This window comes from Corynebacterium meitnerae, from assembly GCF_027570075.1.
Classification (GTDB): Bacteria; Actinomycetota; Actinomycetes; order Mycobacteriales; family Mycobacteriaceae; genus Corynebacterium; species Corynebacterium meitnerae.
This window is the reverse complement of the sequence record NZ_JAKMUS010000006.1, coordinates 57,082-74,715: the sequence shown is the minus strand read 5'-3', so window position 1 is coordinate 74,715 and position 17,634 is coordinate 57,082. Positions and strand designations below refer to the sequence as shown.

The 17,634-nt window shown below is 62.4% G+C and carries 21 protein-coding genes; 4 read left to right on the top strand and 17 right to left on the bottom strand.

Annotated elements, in window-relative coordinates; genetic code table 11:
• The first annotated feature begins 70 nt into the window (after positions 1-70).
• Entirely contained in the window at positions 71-442 is a 372-nt protein-coding gene (locus tag L8U60_RS05335) for a DUF5319 domain-containing protein (RefSeq protein WP_269965334.1), read from the top strand.
• A 9-nt stretch (positions 443-451) separates the two neighbouring features.
• On the opposite strand, the gene L8U60_RS05330 is transcribed toward L8U60_RS05335, so the two are convergent.
• Complete coding sequence (locus tag L8U60_RS05330; protein WP_269965333.1) at positions 452-1,228, bottom strand: hypothetical protein; 777 nt, start codon at positions 1,226-1,228, stop codon at positions 452-454.
• A gap of 12 nt (positions 1,229-1,240) precedes the next feature.
• A complete protein-coding gene (locus L8U60_RS05325; RefSeq protein WP_269965332.1) occupies positions 1,241-1,807 on the bottom strand; it encodes a sigma-70 family RNA polymerase sigma factor in 567 nt (188 codons plus the stop codon).
• A gap of 318 nt (positions 1,808-2,125) precedes the next feature.
• Here L8U60_RS05325 and L8U60_RS05320 point away from each other — a divergent pair, with 318 nt between their 5' ends.
• Both L8U60_RS05320 and L8U60_RS05315 read left to right on the top strand, forming a co-directional pair.
• Positions 2,126-2,410, top strand: coding sequence for a WhiB family transcriptional regulator (locus tag L8U60_RS05320; RefSeq protein ID WP_338026471.1), 285 nt, complete (start codon positions 2,126-2,128; stop codon positions 2,408-2,410).
• Positions 2,411-2,550: 140 nt separating this feature from the next.
• Entirely contained in the window at positions 2,551-3,660 is a 1,110-nt protein-coding gene (locus L8U60_RS05315) for an HNH endonuclease signature motif containing protein (RefSeq protein ID WP_269965330.1), read from the top strand.
• Positions 3,661-3,711: 51 nt separating this feature from the next.
• On the opposite strand, the gene groL is transcribed toward L8U60_RS05315, so the two are convergent.
• From groL to glmS, 11 genes are all read right to left on the bottom strand, one after another.
• Positions 3,712-5,313, bottom strand: coding sequence for a chaperonin GroEL (gene groL / locus L8U60_RS05310; protein ID WP_269965329.1), 1,602 nt, complete (start codon positions 5,311-5,313; stop codon positions 3,712-3,714).
• A gap of 20 nt (positions 5,314-5,333) precedes the next feature.
• Positions 5,334-5,636 (bottom strand): co-chaperone GroES, encoded by a 303-nt coding sequence (groES, locus tag L8U60_RS05305; RefSeq protein WP_034664178.1) that lies wholly within the window; start codon positions 5,634-5,636, stop codon positions 5,334-5,336.
• Between the two features lie 154 nt (positions 5,637-5,790).
• Positions 5,791-6,237: a hypothetical protein gene (locus L8U60_RS05300; RefSeq protein WP_269965328.1), complete on the bottom strand. Its 447-nt coding sequence runs from the start codon at positions 6,235-6,237 to the stop codon at positions 5,791-5,793.
• Between the two features lie 80 nt (positions 6,238-6,317).
• The gene (tsaD, locus tag L8U60_RS05295; protein ID WP_269965327.1) at positions 6,318-7,367 is read right to left on the bottom strand and encodes a tRNA (adenosine(37)-N6)-threonylcarbamoyltransferase complex transferase subunit TsaD; all 1,050 of its coding nucleotides are present in this window, start codon (positions 7,365-7,367) and stop codon (positions 6,318-6,320) included.
• Complete coding sequence (rimI, locus tag L8U60_RS05290) at positions 7,364-7,864, bottom strand: ribosomal protein S18-alanine N-acetyltransferase (protein ID WP_269965326.1); 501 nt, start codon at positions 7,862-7,864, stop codon at positions 7,364-7,366. The genes tsaD and rimI overlap by 4 nt, the downstream gene beginning before the upstream one ends.
• A gap of 4 nt (positions 7,865-7,868) precedes the next feature.
• Complete coding sequence (tsaB, locus tag L8U60_RS05285; RefSeq protein ID WP_269965325.1) at positions 7,869-8,555, bottom strand: tRNA (adenosine(37)-N6)-threonylcarbamoyltransferase complex dimerization subunit type 1 TsaB; 687 nt, start codon at positions 8,553-8,555, stop codon at positions 7,869-7,871.
• Between the two features lie 25 nt (positions 8,556-8,580).
• Positions 8,581-9,105: a hypothetical protein gene (locus tag L8U60_RS05280; protein ID WP_269965324.1), complete on the bottom strand. Its 525-nt coding sequence runs from the start codon at positions 9,103-9,105 to the stop codon at positions 8,581-8,583.
• A gap of 10 nt (positions 9,106-9,115) precedes the next feature.
• On the bottom strand, positions 9,116-9,613 hold the full coding sequence (gene tsaE, locus L8U60_RS05275) for a tRNA (adenosine(37)-N6)-threonylcarbamoyltransferase complex ATPase subunit type 1 TsaE (protein ID WP_269965323.1): 498 nt from the start codon (positions 9,611-9,613) through the stop codon (positions 9,116-9,118).
• Positions 9,597-10,697: an alanine racemase gene (gene alr, locus L8U60_RS05270; protein WP_269965322.1), complete on the bottom strand. Its 1,101-nt coding sequence runs from the start codon at positions 10,695-10,697 to the stop codon at positions 9,597-9,599. Before alr ends, tsaE begins: the two co-directional genes overlap by 17 nt.
• Positions 10,698-10,724: 27 nt before the next feature.
• A complete protein-coding gene (locus L8U60_RS05265; protein WP_269965321.1) occupies positions 10,725-11,372 on the bottom strand; it encodes a sulfite exporter TauE/SafE family protein in 648 nt (215 codons plus the stop codon).
• Positions 11,372-13,234, bottom strand: coding sequence for a glutamine--fructose-6-phosphate transaminase (isomerizing) (gene glmS, locus L8U60_RS05260; RefSeq protein WP_269965320.1), 1,863 nt, complete (start codon positions 13,232-13,234; stop codon positions 11,372-11,374). Before glmS ends, L8U60_RS05265 begins: the two co-directional genes overlap by 1 nt.
• 82 nt (positions 13,235-13,316) lie before the next feature.
• Here glmS and L8U60_RS05255 point away from each other — a divergent pair, with 82 nt between their 5' ends.
• Positions 13,317-14,168, top strand: a complete 852-nt coding sequence (locus L8U60_RS05255) for a dienelactone hydrolase family protein (protein ID WP_269965319.1) — start codon at positions 13,317-13,319, stop codon at positions 14,166-14,168.
• A 29-nt stretch (positions 14,169-14,197) separates the two neighbouring features.
• On the opposite strand, the gene L8U60_RS05250 is transcribed toward L8U60_RS05255, so the two are convergent.
• From L8U60_RS05250 to glmM, 4 genes are all read right to left on the bottom strand, one after another.
• Complete coding sequence (locus L8U60_RS05250; RefSeq protein WP_269965318.1) at positions 14,198-14,443, bottom strand: hypothetical protein; 246 nt, start codon at positions 14,441-14,443, stop codon at positions 14,198-14,200.
• The gene (locus L8U60_RS05245) at positions 14,443-15,789 is read right to left on the bottom strand and encodes a hypothetical protein (RefSeq protein WP_269965317.1); all 1,347 of its coding nucleotides are present in this window, start codon (positions 15,787-15,789) and stop codon (positions 14,443-14,445) included. The genes L8U60_RS05250 and L8U60_RS05245 overlap by 1 nt, the downstream gene beginning before the upstream one ends.
• On the bottom strand, positions 15,782-16,084 hold the full coding sequence (locus tag L8U60_RS05240) for a hypothetical protein (protein ID WP_269965316.1): 303 nt from the start codon (positions 16,082-16,084) through the stop codon (positions 15,782-15,784). The genes L8U60_RS05245 and L8U60_RS05240 overlap by 8 nt, the downstream gene beginning before the upstream one ends.
• 123 nt (positions 16,085-16,207) lie before the next feature.
• The gene (gene glmM, locus L8U60_RS05235; RefSeq protein ID WP_269965315.1) at positions 16,208-17,551 is read right to left on the bottom strand and encodes a phosphoglucosamine mutase; all 1,344 of its coding nucleotides are present in this window, start codon (positions 17,549-17,551) and stop codon (positions 16,208-16,210) included.
• Positions 17,552-17,634: the final 83 nt, after the last annotated feature.

The window sequence follows — 17,634 nt, the reverse complement described above, 5'->3', positions numbered from 1 at the left end:
GCCCACTCCCCCAATGAGAGCACATGACCCCGAAATGGCCCCTTGTTAGAGCCTTGCCTAGGCTGGGGGCATGTTCTTCGACTCGATGATGCCTCGTGACCCGTTCGCCGACGACCCCAACGACCCGGCGTCCTTCATCGAGGACGACGAGGTTCCCCAGCCCCTCACCCCAGAGGAGCGCGAAGCTGTCCTCCGCGATCTCGCCCAGACCCGCGAGTTCAAACTTGTTCTTGAGCCTCGCGGCATCCTCGGCATCACGTTCCTCTGCGAGGACTGCGAAGAAATGCACTTCTATGACTGGGACATCATGATCAACAACATGGTCGCCATCCTGAACGGCGAGCTCCCCCCAGTGCATGAGCCGAGCGCCCAGCCAAATTTCCAGGCCTATGTGCCCTGGGATTACGCGCTGGGCTACTTGGACGGCCTCGACGCGCGGTAGATCCCTTTATTACTGCGAAGACTGCTCCGACTCACCCGGCGCCAAGCTAATCGTGGTCGTCGGCGCTGCCGGTGAACTCTGACGGGTGCTCGACGACGCCGTAGGGGTACCGGTGGTCGTGGTTCCGCTCGGCTGCTCCGTCACCACCACGGTCACAGTCGTCGGCTCTGCCGTCACGGTGACCGTAGCCGGCACCGGCGGTGCGGGCTGCTCCGGCTCAGGTGTGACCACAACGGTCTCACGCGGCGCAGACGGCGCTGCGGTGCCGCGCTCAAGCTTCATGGACTCACGCAGCTGATCAATCATCTGCTTGGCGCCAGCCAGATTGCCACTTTCGGTCATGTTCTCAATCTCGTCGAGCTTGGTAGCCAGCTCAACAACATTCTGACGCTCACCGAAGACAGCCTGGGACGGCCCCCACAAAGCGGAGTCCGGGGTTGCGTTGTACAGGGCAGCGCCGGTGCCAACAACAGCAACGGTGGCGGCGGCAGCGCCAACCAGACCAGCCATCCACGGGCTCGTCCGGAATCGGCGCGCATCCTTGGCCGCGCGACGCTCAGCGAGGGAGGTGACGGGAGCGACGGGGGCCACCGCTTCGTCGACAAGCGGGGCGTCCGGCATGGGCGCTTCCACCTCATCCCGCAGACCCAACAGCAGCGATGCGAGCTCATCGGCACCATCCGACGGATCAATACCGCGCGACAGCGAAGTCAGGAAGGCATCATCTGCCAGAACATCCTGCTCATCATGGCGGCGATGACGGCCGGACATCGACGTTGGTTCCATTGACTACCCTCCCTAAACTTCCTCTTCGAGCGCCTGCCGGAGTGTGGCAAGCGCCCTGTGTTGCGCTACGCGGACTGCGCCCGCGGTACTGCCGACGATCTCCGCTGTTTCCTCAGCAGACAACCCGACAAACACTCGCAGGACGACAATCTCTCTTGCCTTATCACTTAGAAGATCGAGCAAAGCCCTCACTCTGTTACTTCCCGCTGTTACCATCGCCGCATCTTCGGGGGTAGCGCCGGAAAATTCCTGGTCAGGGACTTCGTCGGTAGGGCTCGTTTTATCGCGTGCCAGCGCCCGGTGTGCGTCCGCAACCTTGTTGAAAGCAATGCCATACACGAACGCCATGAATGGCTTGCCGGTGTCTTGGTACTTCTCCACACTCGTGGCTACCGCCAGGCAGATTTCCTGGGCAACATCCTCCGCCGTTGGGGTGCGGCTCGAATTAATTCGCGCACGGGCATACCGCAGCACCATCGGGTGCACGATCTTGATGATCTCCTGCAGCGCCCCACTATCCCCTTCCTGCGCCAAAGGGACGAGTTCAGCGAGACGGACGTCAGAGTCGGATGTGGCCACGACGTCTCTCCTTATTACTCGTGCAGCGGGCAGGGGCAGGCGCAAGATGCCTGCATCGGCAATAGCTTACGCTGCAAGGCTGCGATCCCCCTAAACCTCCCACACCCTGTCGCCAGGGTTATTACGAAGACGTCACCAACAATTCACCAATGTTTTACTTCCAAACATATCCGCATGTCAGCGTGGCCGAATTGTCGTGCCCCCGCTCACATCTAACTGGGTGAAACCTGGCAGAAACCCATTGTTCACCATCGACCGGCACACTGCGCGGGACAACGTTCGACTTCACACACGGAGATGTACATGCCTGCGATTTCCATGACTCAGCAGCTTCCCGGCCCGAATGCGGATTTCTGGGATTGGCAACTTCATGGCGCATGCCGGGGCGAGGCGTCTGAGGTCTTCTACCACCCTGACGGGGAACGTGGACGCGCCCGCGCAAACCGCGAGAATCGCGCGAAAGCCATCTGCTTTTCGTGCCCTGTCCTCGAGCAATGCCGTGCCCACGCCCTTGCTGTCGCTGAGCCGTACGGCATCTGGGGCGGCATGAGCGAGTCCGAGCGCCAGGCCGCACTGCGCCGCGTCAAGGTCGCCACAAACTAGCTTTTCGCTTATCGACGTTTCAAAACCCCCATCCCTACTTAGACTGCCTTAACCCCCTGTTTGGTTCCATAAATTTTTTAATTGTGGGAAATCTCAAAAACCCTTTACCCAGGGGTTTTAGCGCAGTTACCGTCGGGGGCATGAAAACTTTTGATGATCTAATTAGCGTCCATAGCTCTTTAGGGATTGATTCTTTAGAGCACTTTGATAAATCACGAGCCCTCGATGCCGGTATTGAACCGGCCGTGGTGAACAACTGGAAGATGGTCCATGAGGCCTACTACGGCGAGAATCTGTCTTCCGCCAAGCAACAAAAGGCGCGCGATAAAGCGCGGGCTTTGGGTTTGAGTCTGGGGTTACTCGCACAGATTGAGCGCGCGGTGAAACACATCTCCCACGCCACCCGGCGCCATAGCTACCGGATGAAAATGCTGAGTGCTGCCGCGCGCGTCTCGCGCACCTGCGCAGCTCTCCTTGCCCTAGCCAAGCGCATCGTGCCGGCCAAGGAGAAGACCCCGCCGCGTGAGCAGGCCACCTTCGGCGCCCCGAATATGGGGAAGACCACCGTGACGCTGACGATGGATGAGCGCACCGCCGCCGACCTGAAATTCGCGGCCTACCAGGACATTGATCCTTCGAAGCCGATTGGCCCACAGCTGTTAAGGGCAATCATCGCGCTCTTAAAGGGCGGTGGTGGTGTCGCGGAAGCGGCCCCCAGACCTTTGTTGCTCGTCGGCCTCGACCAACACGTGCAGATCCTGAACCGCGAAGGCGATGAAGTCCTGCTGGGCATGACAGATGGCACCACGATGACGGGCGCGGAGTACCTCAACCGCTTCATCGCCACCGCGGACAACCACCTAGAAGCTGCGATCTTCCATCCCGCCGAAGGCGCCATCAACCTCTACCGCGGGCAGCGCTTTGCCAACCAGAAGCAGCGGGATCTGGCCAAAGCCACCTCCCCTGTGTGCGCGTTCGTGGGCTGCCACCAGGCGGCAGATCTCTGCGAAACGCACCACATCACTGCGTGGAAGAACGGTGGGGAAACGAACCTGAACAACCTGGCGCCGCTGTGCCGCTATCACAACCGGGTCAACGACGATGATCCTCACCTCGCCCACCACGGCCACATCGAGATGCTCACCGGCACACCCACGTGGATCTCCCCCAAGGGCTACCCAGTGGTCAACACCACCCACCCGTACGGAGCGATGCAGACGGTGTTCCCCGAGGTTGCTCAAGCCGCCTGAACAAACGAAAAAGCGCCCCCCGGGGGGAGCGCTTCGCGCATAAGCAAATGCTTAGTGCTGGTGACCAGCCTCTTCCTCTTCAGGCTTGTTCACAACGGAAGCCTCGGTGGTGAGAACCATGCGGGCCACGGACGCAGCGTTGACCACAGCGGAGTGAGTCACCTTCACCGGGTCGATGATGCCCTGCTCGATGAGGTTGCCGTACTCGAGCGTGGCGGCGTTGAAGCCTTCGCCGTTCGGCAGCTCAGCGACCTTGGACACAACCACGGAACCGTCCAGGCCCGCGTTCTCTGCGATCCAGTAGGCCGGCTTCACCAGCGCACGAGCAACGGTGAGCACACCGGTCTTCTGCTCGCCCGGGTAGCTCTCAGCGAGCTCCTCGAGCTTCGCAGCGATCTGCACGAGAGCAGAGCCACCGCCGGCGATGATGCCTTCCTGCGCAGCCGCACGGGCAGCGTTGATGGCGTCCTCGACGCGCAGCTTGCGCTCGTTGACCTCGGTCTCCGTCGGAGCGCCGACGCGGATGACAGCGACACCACCGGACAGCTTGGCCAGGCGCTCTTCCGCCTTCTCCTTGTCCCAGGTGGAATCGGTGTTCTCGATCTCGCGGCGGATCTGCTCGCGGCGGTTCTCCACTGCCTCAGCGGTACCGGCACCGTCGACGATGACGGTGTCGTCCTTGGTCACGGTGACGCGGCGGGCGCTGCCCAGCACGTCAAGCTCCGCGTCCTTGAGGTTGACGCCGACCTCCGGGTCGATGACAGTCGCTGCGGTGACCACAGCAAGGTCATCCATGAAGGCCTTGCGGCGCTCACCGAAGTACGGCGACTTCACCGCGACAACCTTCAAGGCACCACGGATGGAGTTGACCACGAGGGTCTGCAGCGGCTCGCCCTCAATGTCCTCCGCGATGATGAGCAGCGGACGGGACGTGCCCACAGCCTTCTCCAGCAGCGGCAGGAACTCCGGCAGAGAGGTGATCTTGTTGCGGACCAGCAGCACCTGCGGGTCCTCGAGGACGGCCTGACCGGCCTCCGGGTCCGTCATGAAGTACGGGGACAGGAAGCCCTTCTCAAAGGAGATACCTTCGGTGACGTCCACGTAGGACTCGATGGACTGGGACTCCTCAACGGTGAGGACACCGTCCTTGCCCACCTTGTCCATGGCGCCGGCAACCATCTCGCCGACGACGGAGTCACGGGAGGACACGGTGGCAACGTTGGCGATCTCCTCGTTGGAGGACACCTCGGTCGCGCGAGCCTTGAGCTCCTCAACGACAGCCTCAGCTGCCGCGGAGATACCCTTGTTCAGCTCGATCGGGTTCGCACCAGCGGCAACGTTGCGCAGACCTTCATTGATGATGGCCTGGGCGAGCAGCGTCGCGGTGGTGGTGCCGTCACCGGCAATGTCGTTGGTCTTCACAGCGACGGACTTGACCAGCTGCGCACCGAGGTTCTCGAAAGGCTCCTCGAGGTCGATGTCGCGGGCGATGGTCACGCCGTCATTGGTCACGAGTGGACCGCCGAACGCCTTGTCCAGCACGACGTTGCGGCCACGGGGGCCGAGCGTCACGCGGACCGAGTCGGCGAGGATGTCCACACCGTGCTGGATGCCCTCGCGGGCCTCCTGGTCAAATGCAATAAGTTTTGCCATGAGGGATTAATCCCGCCTTTTTACTTCTCGACGACGGCCAGCAGGTCACGCGCAGACAACAGCAGGTACTCCTCGCCGTTGTACTTCAGCTCGGTGCCGCCGTACTTGGAGAAGATCACGGTGTCGCCTTCCTTGACGTCCACCGGAATACGGTGCTCGCCCTCATCGTCCCAGCGGCCCGGGCCGACAGCGATGACGGTTGCTTCCTGCGGCTTCTCCTGAGCGGAGTCCGGGATAACCAGGCCGGAGGCGGTGGTGGTCTCAGCTTCGACGATCTGAACCAGGATCTTGTCTTCCAGAGGCTTGATGTTGACGTTTGCCACGATTGAACCTTTCGTGAAAGTTGGATTCATTACACGGTTTCTCGGTGCGCAGCCGTCGTCGCGGGTGAACAAACTGTGCCCAAAACCTGGTTAGCACTCTACCCATGAGAGTGCTAAACGACAACAATGGGGCGCCCCAGCCCCACGCGAGTGGCTAGTCCTGCACTGTCCTCATGTTGAGCGCGGCGTTGTACCAGAGTTCGTACTCCTCCGGGAAGTCCTCCTGGTAGTTGAGTACGGCACGGATGGCGTCCTTGATTTGCTCGACAACACCGTCATCGATGTTGCTTCCATCAACACCAACAAAGATCACTGAGCCGGAGATCGCCGACGCGGGGTCTTGCAGGAAGCTCGCGTTATCCGTCGCCGCCAGATTCGCCGCCATGGACGCAACCGGGTTCGGCTCTTCGCCTTTCTCGCGCGCTTCCGGGGAGTAGATCGCCTCATACTGCGTATCGCTTTGCGCGAATGCCACGCGGGTTCTCTCCAGGACCCGTGGGCCGAGGATGTCGCTCGCGTGATCAACATCAAAGATGATCCTGCGGTAAGTGAGGTCCGGGTTCAACAGGAAACCGAAGCGTTCATGATCACGAGAGCTCATGACAGGCTATGTCCTTTCGGGAAAGAGTTTTTACGCGAATGTCACGTTAACCCGAAACCATGGACTTTGCTGGGTGAGTTTTAGGAATGCACCAAAGGGGTCTCTACCTCGAGCGCTGTGTCCGTTGGGGTGTCCCAGCCGGACGGTTGCGCGCCCTCGTGGATGAGTTGGGCGGCAAGCGCCGCGATCATCACTCCGTTATCCGTGCACAGCGCGAAGCGGGGGACGCGCAGTTCAATGCCGTGTGCGCTACAACGCTCCTGTGCGAGTTCCCGCAGCCGCGAGTTTGCAGCCACTCCCCCGCCCAGCAACAGCGTGCGCGCACCAGTATCTTCGCAGGCCATGATGGCTTTTGCAGTGAGCACATCAACGACGGCTTCCTGGAAAGACGCGCAGACGTCCTCAACGCTGATCACCTCGCCGGCTCGCTCGGCCGCCTCAACGTAGCGCGCGACCGCGGTTTTCAGGCCGGAGAAAGAGAAGTTGTAGCGGTGCTCGCCGCGCAGGTCATCTGCACGCGACAGTGCGCGCGGGAAGGAGATGTTCGGCTCGCCGCGCTGCGCAAGCTTATCGACGACAGGTCCCCCCGGATACCCCAACCCCAACAGGCGGGAGACTTTGTCGTAGGCCTCCCCGGCGGCGTCGTCAAGCGTGCTTCCAAGCTCCTTCATCGGCTTGCCCACCGCGTCGACTTCGAGGATCTGGGTGTGGCCGCCGGAGACGAGCAGAGCGATCGAGTGTGGCAACTCATCAGCACCATCAAGGTTGGCCACGGCCACGTGCCCGCCAAGGTGATTCACACCGTAGAACGGAACGCCCCACGCCGCGGCGTAGGCCTTCGCGGCTGACGCACCAACCAGCAATGCTCCCGCCAGACCAGGCCCAACGGTCGCCGCAACCGCGTCCGGTTTAGTGATGCCCGCTTCCGCCAGCGCCTTCTCCATCACCCGCGGCATCGCCTCGAGATGAGCGCGCGACGCAATCTCCGGGACAACGCCGCCGAAGCGGGCGTGCGCCTCCATCGAGGAAGCCACAACATCGGCGAGGATCTCCATCGTGCCGTCCGGACGCAGGTCAATGACGCCCACACCTGTTTCGTCGCAGGAGGATTCGATCCCGAGAATGATCATTGCTCTGACCCCTGATTCCGTTCGGCTCGTTCTGATACGGAGTGGCGCATCATCGTGTACGCGTCCGCCCCGGTAGAGGGATAGTATCCCTTGCGCACTCCTACCTCGGCAAACCCGTAACTCTTGTACAGCGCGATGGCAGGTTCATTGTCGGTGCGCACTTCGAGGAACATTTGGGCGTCATACATATCCGCGGCGTGCACCAGCTGATCCATGAGTGCGTGGCCAATGCCGCGCCCCTGAAACTCCCGCGCCACCGCGATCGTGTGCACCTCAAATTCCGGATCCTCGCGTGGGCCCAGACGGGCGACACCGGCGTAGCCGGCTAGGACCTGCCCATCGCCTTCACCTGCGAACGCCCCCACATAGAAGGTGTACGGGTGCGCGAGTTCCGCGAGGAACACGTCGCGGGACCACGGGCTTTCAGCGACGAAGAGGTCCGCTTCGATGGCAGCAGCCGCAGCAGCATCGGCGGGCCGGAGTTCACGGATGTGCACGGGCTTACTCCTCGACTGCAGATACGCGTGGGATCGCTGGGGACAGCGGTTTCGGCGCAGGTTCCTTCGCATCCGGGCGGCGCAGGTAAAGCGGGACGAGCGGTTCACCCGGCGCACTCAGGTCCCCCACCGCAGCACGCGCGGCGGCAACGAGCGCGGCTGCACGCGGCGCCTCGTACGTCACGGTGCCAGCCGCAGACACGAGTTCCTCCGGCAGTTTGTCGCGCAGGTTCTCCGGGACAGACACGACATCCACAGGAGTCACCTCCAGCTGGCCAGGTGCAATCACATCTGGCCCCGCGACACGTTCGCCGTCGGAGTAGCGCGCCCAGTACACCTCGCGGCGGCGGGCGTCGGTGAGGATGAGGGAGGAGCCGCGCATAAGCAAAGCAACCGCATCATGCGTGCACACGCCGTGGACTGGCACACCGAGGGCTTGCCCGAACGCGGACGCGGTGGCCATGCCCACACGCAACCCGGTGAACGGACCGGGGCCACACCCCACGACGATCGCTTCGATGTCGGTGAATGCAAGGCGCGCGGATTCGAGCAGCTCCATCACGGTCGGGACAAGCAGCTCATTGTGCGAACGCGTCGGCGTCACTGCCTCCGCGAGTGTGTCCCCCGTCTGCGCATCAACGATGCCGGCCACCAAATCCGTGGTTGCCGTATCAAGCGCGAGAACAATCATGCTGTATCTGCTGTATCTGCTGTATCTACTGGATGCGCGGACCGAAGTGCCACATGCCACCGGCGTAGTGGACCGGGAAGCCCTGCTCGGTGCTGAAGATCTCCTGGAAGTAGTTCTCACCACACAGGTCCATCACGTTGCTCGGGACAGTATCAATCGCGGTGGCGTTCGCGCTCGGATCCTCAAACAGGAGGACGTAGTTGTTGCCGCTCTCCAGGTCGATCTGGTCCGCGAGGTCGCCGGCAGCCTTCAGCTTCAGGTCAACCAGCTGCTGCGGCTCGTTGCTGCACACCGGCACGAAGCCCTGGACGTCCTGGCCGTAGACGTAGCGCAGGTCAATGATCTCGGCAGCGACGGCGTCGCTCTCCGACGGCTTCATGCTCGACAGCGTCGCTGCCAGCGAGCCCGAAGCTTCCACCTCGCCGAGCGGCTTTGCCTCGGAAGCAGCGTTCGAACGCGGAGTAACAAAGATCAAGGCTGCGAGGACAATCACCCACAGCGCGACGACAATGGCGGTCCAGCCTTTTTGGCTTGCAGTCAGCTTTTGCATGGGAACAACCCTACTCCGACGGCGCCCAGGAGATAATGCGGGCCTGCGATTCCGGGTCTTCCAGGGCACGGGTCTCACGGTCAAGGGTGACCAGCAGGTAGCGCGATGACAGCTGTTCAACCAGGCCACCGCCCCACTCCGCCACGACGACGGCGCTGTCGAGCTCGGAGTCAAGGTCAAGCGCATCAAGTTCGCCGAGCGGGTCAACCGTGCCGGTGCCGCCGACGCTGTCGAGGAGCCGGTAGGCATCCACGTGCACGAGCGCGGGTCCGCCCGTTGGGTTTTTATGTTCGCGCGCGATGATGAAGGTCGGGCTGGTCACGCGCCCTTTCACACCCATGCCACGCGCGATTCCTTGCGTGAGGGTGGTTTTGCCGGCGCCGAGCGGACCGTCGAGAATCACCACATCGCCCGCCTCCAGCGCCTGGCCGAGCCGCTCGCCGAACGCATGCGTGTCCTCAACGGTTGCGCATTCGACGGTTCCTGGGGCATCAAACGGTTGCTTCATGGCTCTCCTGCTTATCGACGAATTCCCTCACCACACGCCCACCCGGCCTACACACCACTTCGTAGTGGATGGTGCCCACCCGGCGCGCCAGCTCAGCAGCACTCATGCCACCTTCGCCGAAGATGATTGCTTCATCCCCGACATTAATGCCGGTGTGGTCGGGGCCGAGCCACACGATGAACTGGTCCATGCACACGCGGCCGACCTGCGGGTAGCGGTTGCCACCAATGGTCACTTCGATGTGGTCTTGCCACGCGCGTGGAAGTCCGTCGGCGTATCCCACGGGGACGATGGCAGTCCAGCCATCTTCCGGTGCCGTCCAGGTCAGGCTGTAGCTGGCGCCTTCGCCTTTGCTGATGCGTTTCACGGCGGTGATGCCGGCCGACCACGTCATGGCTGGCTGGAGATCAGCACCTGCGCCTGTGCCCTCCACCGGGTCGAGCCCGTAAAGCGCGATGCCAGGGCGCACCATCCCGAAGGCATTCTCCGGACCGGTCAGCGTGCCAGGCGAATTAGCCAGGTGGTTCACCGGCACCTCCAGCCCGTGGGCCCGGGCGAGATCAATGGCGCGCTGAAAAGTGTCACGCTGCACGCGGTTGTGCGGGTTGTCCGGCTCATCGGCGCAGGCGAAGTGCGACATCAGCCCGCGGACGTCGAGTTCGGAGCCGGCGGCGAGGTCGAAGGCTTCTGCCCAGTCCTCCTCATCAATGCCCGACCGATTCAGGCCGGTGTCCACGATGAGGTACACAGGGCGCTTCTCCCCCTGTTCCAGGAGCCAGCGGAGGTGCTCCATGCCGGGCACCCCTACCTCAATGCCCGCAGGGATCTCTTCCCCCGGCTGCCAGATCCAGGCCAACACCGGTTTGTCGGTGAGGGGGCGGATCTGGGCGGCTTCGGCGAACGTCGCTACGCCAAAAGCGTCTGCGCCAGCGGCGTCCATGACTGGGATGACGCGCTGCGCGCCATGGTTGTACGCATTCGCCTTGACCACGCACATGAGCTTGGCATCACCCGCCACTCGCTTCATCACAGCGGTGTTGTGCGCAATCGCACCGAGGTCAATGGTCAAGGTGGCGGGACTCATGGCTGCTATTGTGCCAGCCGCCACCCATCACACCAGATGCAGGACACCCAGACCCGCCAACAAGGCGGCCACTGCCCACGTCGCACCAGCGGATACGGCCGCAGAATTCTGCCGCGCCGCCTCAAACACGCGGCCGGCCGGGCTCTCTGGATAGCGGCGAACCCAGGCGACGAGGAAGGCACACAACGTCGGCAAGCTCAGCGCCACTGTCGCGTACAGAACCAAGAAGGCATAGCGAGTCCCCACCGGCACACCGGCCGTGGAGAGCACAGCCAAGCCCCCATAGAACGGCACCGACGTCGCCGACTGGATGATGCCCAGCACGAAACCCACCAACACCGTCGTCCCCGACGGAGTGCGCAGCGGCCGCATGATGCGCTCCACCAGCCCGGAATTATCACCGCCACGCACAGCCAGCACGGCGGTAAGCAAGCCAGTGGCGATCAGCAGAATGCCAAACACTGGCCCTTCGACGAAGCGATGAACAACATCGCCCAGCCCGTCGAAAACAACGAGCATCAAAAATGCCAGGGACGCGACACCGAGCCAGTCGCCGGCGATAAGCAACGCCGCTGTCACACCAAAGCGACGCGCAACAATGCCCACCGCGACGAGCACCCCGATCAACAACAGGTTGATCGAGTCAATGAACGCGAACCCGAGAGCGGCAAGCACTACTCGACCGTGACCGACTTAGCCAGGTTGCGCGGCTTATCGATGTCATCGTTGCCACACTCACGCGCAATGAACGCCGCGAGGAACTGCAACGGCACCGTAGCCAGCAACGGCTGCATGATCGTCGGCGACTGCGGAATCCGAATGAGCCAGTTCGCGTACGGCTCCACCGCGGTGTCGCCTTCCTCCCCGATGACAATCGTCTTCGCGCCACGCGCCCTGATCTCCTGGATGTTGGACACGATCTTCGAGTGCAGCTGCGGCAAACCGCGCGGGCTCGGCACGATGACCACGACCGGCAGATCGTCCTCGATCAACGCGATCGGGCCGTGCTTCAGCTCACCCGCTGCGAAACCTTCCGCGTGGATGTAGGCGAGCTCCTTCAGCTTCAGCGCGCCCTCAAGGGCGATCGGGAACCCGACGCCACGGCCCAGGAACAGCATGGTCGGCACTGCACCCAGCGTTGACGCGATCTGCTGCGCCTGATCATGGCTAGACAACGCTTCCTCGATCTTGGCCGGGATCGCCTCAAGCTCATCCCAGATCGCGCGGATCTCATCCGGGTACTTCGTGCCCTTCGCCTGCGCGAGCGCCAGACCGACGATGTAATTCGCTGCTACCTGCGCGAGAAATGCCTTCGTCGACGCCACACCGATCTCCGGACCAGCGTGCGTGTACAGCACCGCGTCCGACTCGCGCGGAATCTGGGAGCCATTCGTGTTGCACACCGCGAGCACCTTCGCGCCCTGCGTCTTCGCGTGGCGCACGGCCTCAAGAGTGTCCGCAGTCTCACCGGACTGGGAGATCGCCAGCACGAGCGTGCGCTCATCCAGCACCGGGTCGCGGTAGCGGAACTCAGACGCCACCTCGATCTGGACCGGGATGCGCACCCAGTGCTCAATCGCGTACTTCGCGGCCAGACCCGAGTGGTATGCCGAACCGCACGCCACCACGAAGACCTGGTCGAAGGACTGCAGGTCACGGTCGGAGATCGTGTTCTCATCCAGCACTACGCGCTGCCCATCCCAGTGGCCAGCGAGCGTATCGCGGACGGCGGCGGGCTGCTCGTAGATCTCCTTCATCATGAAGGAATCAAAGCCACCCTTCTCCGCAGCTTCCAAGTCCCAGTCGATGGTGAACGGCTTGCCTTCGCTCGGCGTGCCGTCGAAGTTGAGGACCTCGTAGGAATCCTTCGTGATCACCACGACGGAGTCAGACTCCAGCTCCACCGCGTCCTTCGTGTACTCAATGAAGGCAGCGACGTCGGAGCCAAGGAACATCTCACCGTCGCCCACACCCACGATGAGCGGGGTCGAGCGGCGTGCCGCAATGATCGTGTCCGGGTGGTCAGCGTGCGTAAACAGCACGGTGAACGCGCCCTCAAGGCGGTTGAGCACGCTTAACGACGCCGCCTTAAAGTCACCCGCCGTCTCCCCCTCGTTGTACGCCTTCGCCAACAGGTGCGCCGCTACCTCAGAGTCCGTGTCAGACACCATCTGAACACCATCGCGCTCCAGCTGCTCGCGCAGCGGTGCGAAATTCTCAATGATGCCGTTGTGAACAATCGCCGCCTTGCCGTCAAAAGAGACATGCGGGTGCGCATTCTCATCGGTCGGACGCCCATGAGTAGCCCAACGGGTATGACCAATGGCGGTAGTGCCGGCCATCACGCCTGGCCCCATCTCAGCGATCCGGTCCTCAAGATTCTGCAGCTTGCCGGCACGCTTAGCCACGTTAAGGCGACCGTTGCCGAGGACGGCGATGCCGGAGGAGTCGTATCCGCGGTACTCCATTCGTCGCAAAGCTTCCAGCGCAATGCCGAGCGCTTGCTGCTTACCTACGTATCCCACGATTCCACACATGCGGACCACATTAATCTATGAAGCAACAACGCCCTAGTAGGTCCGCCCGTGGCGCGGGACCGGATGCAGTAGTGTTGGTGGCGTGTCTGCGAACCTGAAGAAGCTCAGTGAACTGTCCAAGCGAGGCCCCCACCGTGTCATGGAGGGCGACCTCGGCTTCACCGGCCTACCCGGCAAGGTCTACGTGCCTGCTGAAGGTAAAGCTGTTCCCGGTATCGCTTTCGGCCATGACTGGATGAAGAGCGTCGGCGACTACCACAAGACGCTGCGCCACCTGGCCAGCTGGGGCATCGCAGTTGCCGCGCCGGATACTGAGCGGGACCTGCGCCCCAACCACGCTGGGTTCGCTGCTGATCTCGTGTCCGCGCTGCAGATCCTCGCTGGTGTGAAGATGGGCAACGGCAACGTGACCATCTCCCCCAACAAGCTTGGCATCGCCGGCCACGGCATGGGCGCCGGCTGCGCTGTGTTGGCCGCTGAGGACAACCCACAGGTGAAGGCCGTCGCGGCGATCTACCCCGCTGATGTTGCACCGTCGTCCATCAAGGCGGCGCGTGGTTTGTTCAAGCCGGGCATGGTGATCGGCCCTGATGATGATTCCGATGGCATCCTCGGCTCCGGCAACCCCGCCAAGCTTGCCTACAACTGGTCCGGCCCGGTGGTGTACCGCACCGTGAAGAACGGTAACCAGCAGGCATTCAGTGAGGACTCCCTGGCGAAACTGCTGCTGGGCACCGGCCGCACCAAGACCAGCGTGCAGGAAACCGTGCGCGCCCTGATCACCGGCTACTTCCTCCACCAGCTGGGTGGGGAAAAGGTTTGCAGCGGCTACTCCGAAGAAGATGCAAGTGGCAAGGGCGTGGAGTCTGTCTTTGGTCACGATCTCGCCGAGCAAGCCGGCCTGGCTGACGGTGGCGCCATCAGCCTGTTCTAGCCAGCAGCGCTACTCAGCGCTACCCAGCACTACTCAGCGTTGTCTGCTGGGCCTTCTTTCCGCAGCACTCCCTGGATTTTGCCTGGCCGGAATCCCCGGTAAACCCCGCGCGGGGTCATTGGTGGTGGTTTCGGAATGTTCATTTCCTTGGCTAGGGCCTGCTGTCGCGCCAGTTCTTCCATCTGGCGTTGCGAGTGCTTGAGAACCTTCTCAAACTCAGCCATCCGGTAGGCCGTGCGGCGCCGGAACTGCTCTGCGTAATCACTGAATTCCATTACCAGGTCCTCGTCTTTCGTGTGCGGTGGTGATCTTCTTTGGGTTCAGCGCCGTTGTCGGCGGCAGGTTCGGCAGGTGCTGCGGCTGCTGATTCAGCAGCCGCCGGAACACTTCCACCCTTCGGTGGCGGTGGTGGCTCCTGCATGTGCGCCAGCTTTTCGGGCGGTGTTTCCGGCTCCGGTTGGACTGGCAGGCAGTCCTCTTCCTTCGGTTTCGGTGCCGGCTCAGGCTCTGGGGCTGGCTCAGGCTCTGGGGCTGGGGCGGGCGGCTCGCATTCGATCTTTGGCAAGCATTCCTCGATCGTCTGCTTGAAGCACTCCACCCCCGCTGCGAACTGCTCCAGCAGGCAGATACTCGCAGGCCCAGGCTGTGGTGGCGTGGGCAGCTGCGGAATCTGTGGCGGGCAAATGTTGATATTCGTGTTGATATTCGTGTTGATATTCGTGTTGAAGTTCACATTCAGCGCCCCACTGCCAACTCCACTGCCAACTCCACTGCCAACTCCGATGGCCGACGCAGGGGCGGTAGGAAGGTCAACGGATCCAACGGAAGGCGCCGGAGCAGGAGCCGGTGCGGGAGCAGGTGTGGGAGCCGGCGCGGGGGCAGCAGGCGACGTCGGCAGCGGCGCTGGCGGGCACGGCGGTGGAGTCTGGGCTTTCGGCGGGCAGTACTCCTTGGGCGCCGACGGAGGCGTGTCACTCTCAACACAGAGCTCATCGAGGCGCTGGTAGCAACACCCGATGGACTCATTGCGGTCCTCCACGGTCTTTTCAATGGAGAAGAGCCCGTCCACGATCGGCCCCAAGGCGAGGGCACCGATGCGGACCAGCGGGTGAATCTTCAACAACGAAATGAGGCTCAAGACCACCTGGATGATTTCGTTGATGCCGATCTCCGCGTCATCGTTGATCTCCTTGACGGAATCAACGCAGCATTGGGTTTGAACGCAGAGCTCATCAAGCGCGTCAGAATGCTCAGCCTGCTCGGCGTCCTGGGCTTGCTCGTGGCCAGAAATACCCACGTCTTCCAGCCAGGAGGACTCACCGCTACTGCCACCACCGAAAAGGAATGGTGCGAAGGTGCTCAGCACGCCAAGCAGACCACCACCCAGACCACCCAGACCACCCAGCCCACTGCCCTTGCCGCCACGCGACGGCACAGGGTTAACACGCCGCACTTGCCCCGGCAGCGTGGACGTATCCATCCCATTGGTCCAATCCAGCTTGGCGGAGATGGTGTTGACGTGGGATTGGATGCGGGAGACGTCGGCAAGCGAAATACCTGGAACTGTGGCGACCTCGCGCGCGATGGCATCCAGGCCTTCTTTGACCTGCGCATTACTCATGAGTGTTAAACCCCCCTGCGTTCGTGCCGTCAACCGACGACACATCCCCCGATAACGCGAGCATAGACTCGTACTGCGCAACGCGCGACCGCAACCGCACGAGAGTCCGCTCATACACACTGTTCACGGACGCGGCGACGGCCTCCCCGTGGCTTATGAACCCTTCCCCGAACATTGCCGGATTGATCTCCGGTTTGTTGGCCACGAGCTCTTTAATGGCCTCGTTGTACTGCTCAATGGCAGTGCGAATACGCTCCCGGAAATCATCCGGATCGAGCTCTAAAGGCGTGCTCAATTGAATCCCCCCGCTTGGTCGAGCCGCCTATGGCAGGCGGCAGTCTTTATCTTCCATAGACTTAGACTGCCTTAACCCCCTGTTTGGTTCCCTCGAATTCCAAACTTTTTTCAGCGGGGGTACCTACGCGGCCGCAACCACCGCGGCGAGGCGTCCTGCGACCCGACGGGCCTGCTCTTCTTCCGCAGCCTCAACCATGACGCGGAACAGCTCTTCCGTGCCGGATGGGCGCAGCAGCACGCGGCCGCTGGAACCCAGCTCAGCTTCGGCTTCGCAGATGGCCTCCTTCACCCCAGCATCGTCGAGAATGCGGGTTTTATCGGACACAGGCACGTTGATGAGCACCTGCGGCAGAACCGTCATCACGCTCGCGAGTTCCTTGAGGCTCTTGCCGGTTTCCGCCATGCGCTGCATGAGCATCAGCCCACACAGCGTGCCGTCGCCGGTGGTGGCGCGCTCCGGGATCACAACGTGGCCGGACTGCTCGCCGCCGAGAGAGAAGTCGCCGCGGCCAAGCTCCTCGAGCACGTAACGGTCGCCGACCTTAGTCTCGCGCACCTCGATGCCCTCGCGCTCCATCGCGAGTTTCAGGCCAAGGTTGCTCATCACAGTCGCCACCAGCGTGTTTTTGCGTAACGACGACTTCTCCTTCATATCCACAGCCAAAATCGCCATGATCTGATCCCCGTCAACCACATTTCCTTCGGCGTCGACGGCGAGGCAACGGTCCGCATCACCATCGTGAGCCAGTCCCAGGTCAGCGCCGTGAGCCACCACTGCCTTCTGGGTCTGCTCAATGTGGGTGGAGCCAGCGTTGTCGTTGATGTTGAACGCGTTCGGCTGGTGGAAAATCGGGATAACTTCCGCGCCCGCTGCCGCGTACGCATCCGGCGCAATCCGGGACGCTGCACCGTTAGCGCAGTCCACCACGACCTTCAGGCCGTTCAATGGCGTGGTCACTGATTCCTTCAAGTGCTCCAGGTAGCGCTTGAAAGCATCCGGGGACTCTTCCAAGATGCGGCCAATGCCGGTGCCGGTGGGGCCCCCCTCGTCGAGGTCAGCCATGGCGCGTTCGATGCGGTCCTCCACATCGTCGTCAAGCTTCTTGCCCCCTGCTGAGAAGAACTTGATGCCGTTGTCCGGCATGGGGTTGTGCGACGCGGAGATCATCACGCCGATATCTGCGCCGTAATCATCGGTGAGGAATGCCAGGCCCGGCGTAGGAATCACGCCCACGCGCAGCACGTCAACGCCTTTCGACGCCATCCCAGCCGCCATCGCCGCCGCCAACATCTCCCCCGACACGCGCGGGTCACGGCCGATGATCGCCGTGGCGCGACGCTGCTTGGAACGCTTCGTCTCCGTCAGCACCGTTGCTGCTGCCTGTCCGAGCTTCATCGCCAGTGGGGCCGTCAACTTCTCATTAGCAAGGCCACGCACACCGTCAGTTCCAAAAAGTCGAGTCATAGCCACCAAGTATGCCTGCCCCACCCCATGCAACGCGAAAGCGCCACCACCCCACAGCGGGGATAGTGGCGCTTCAACTGCGC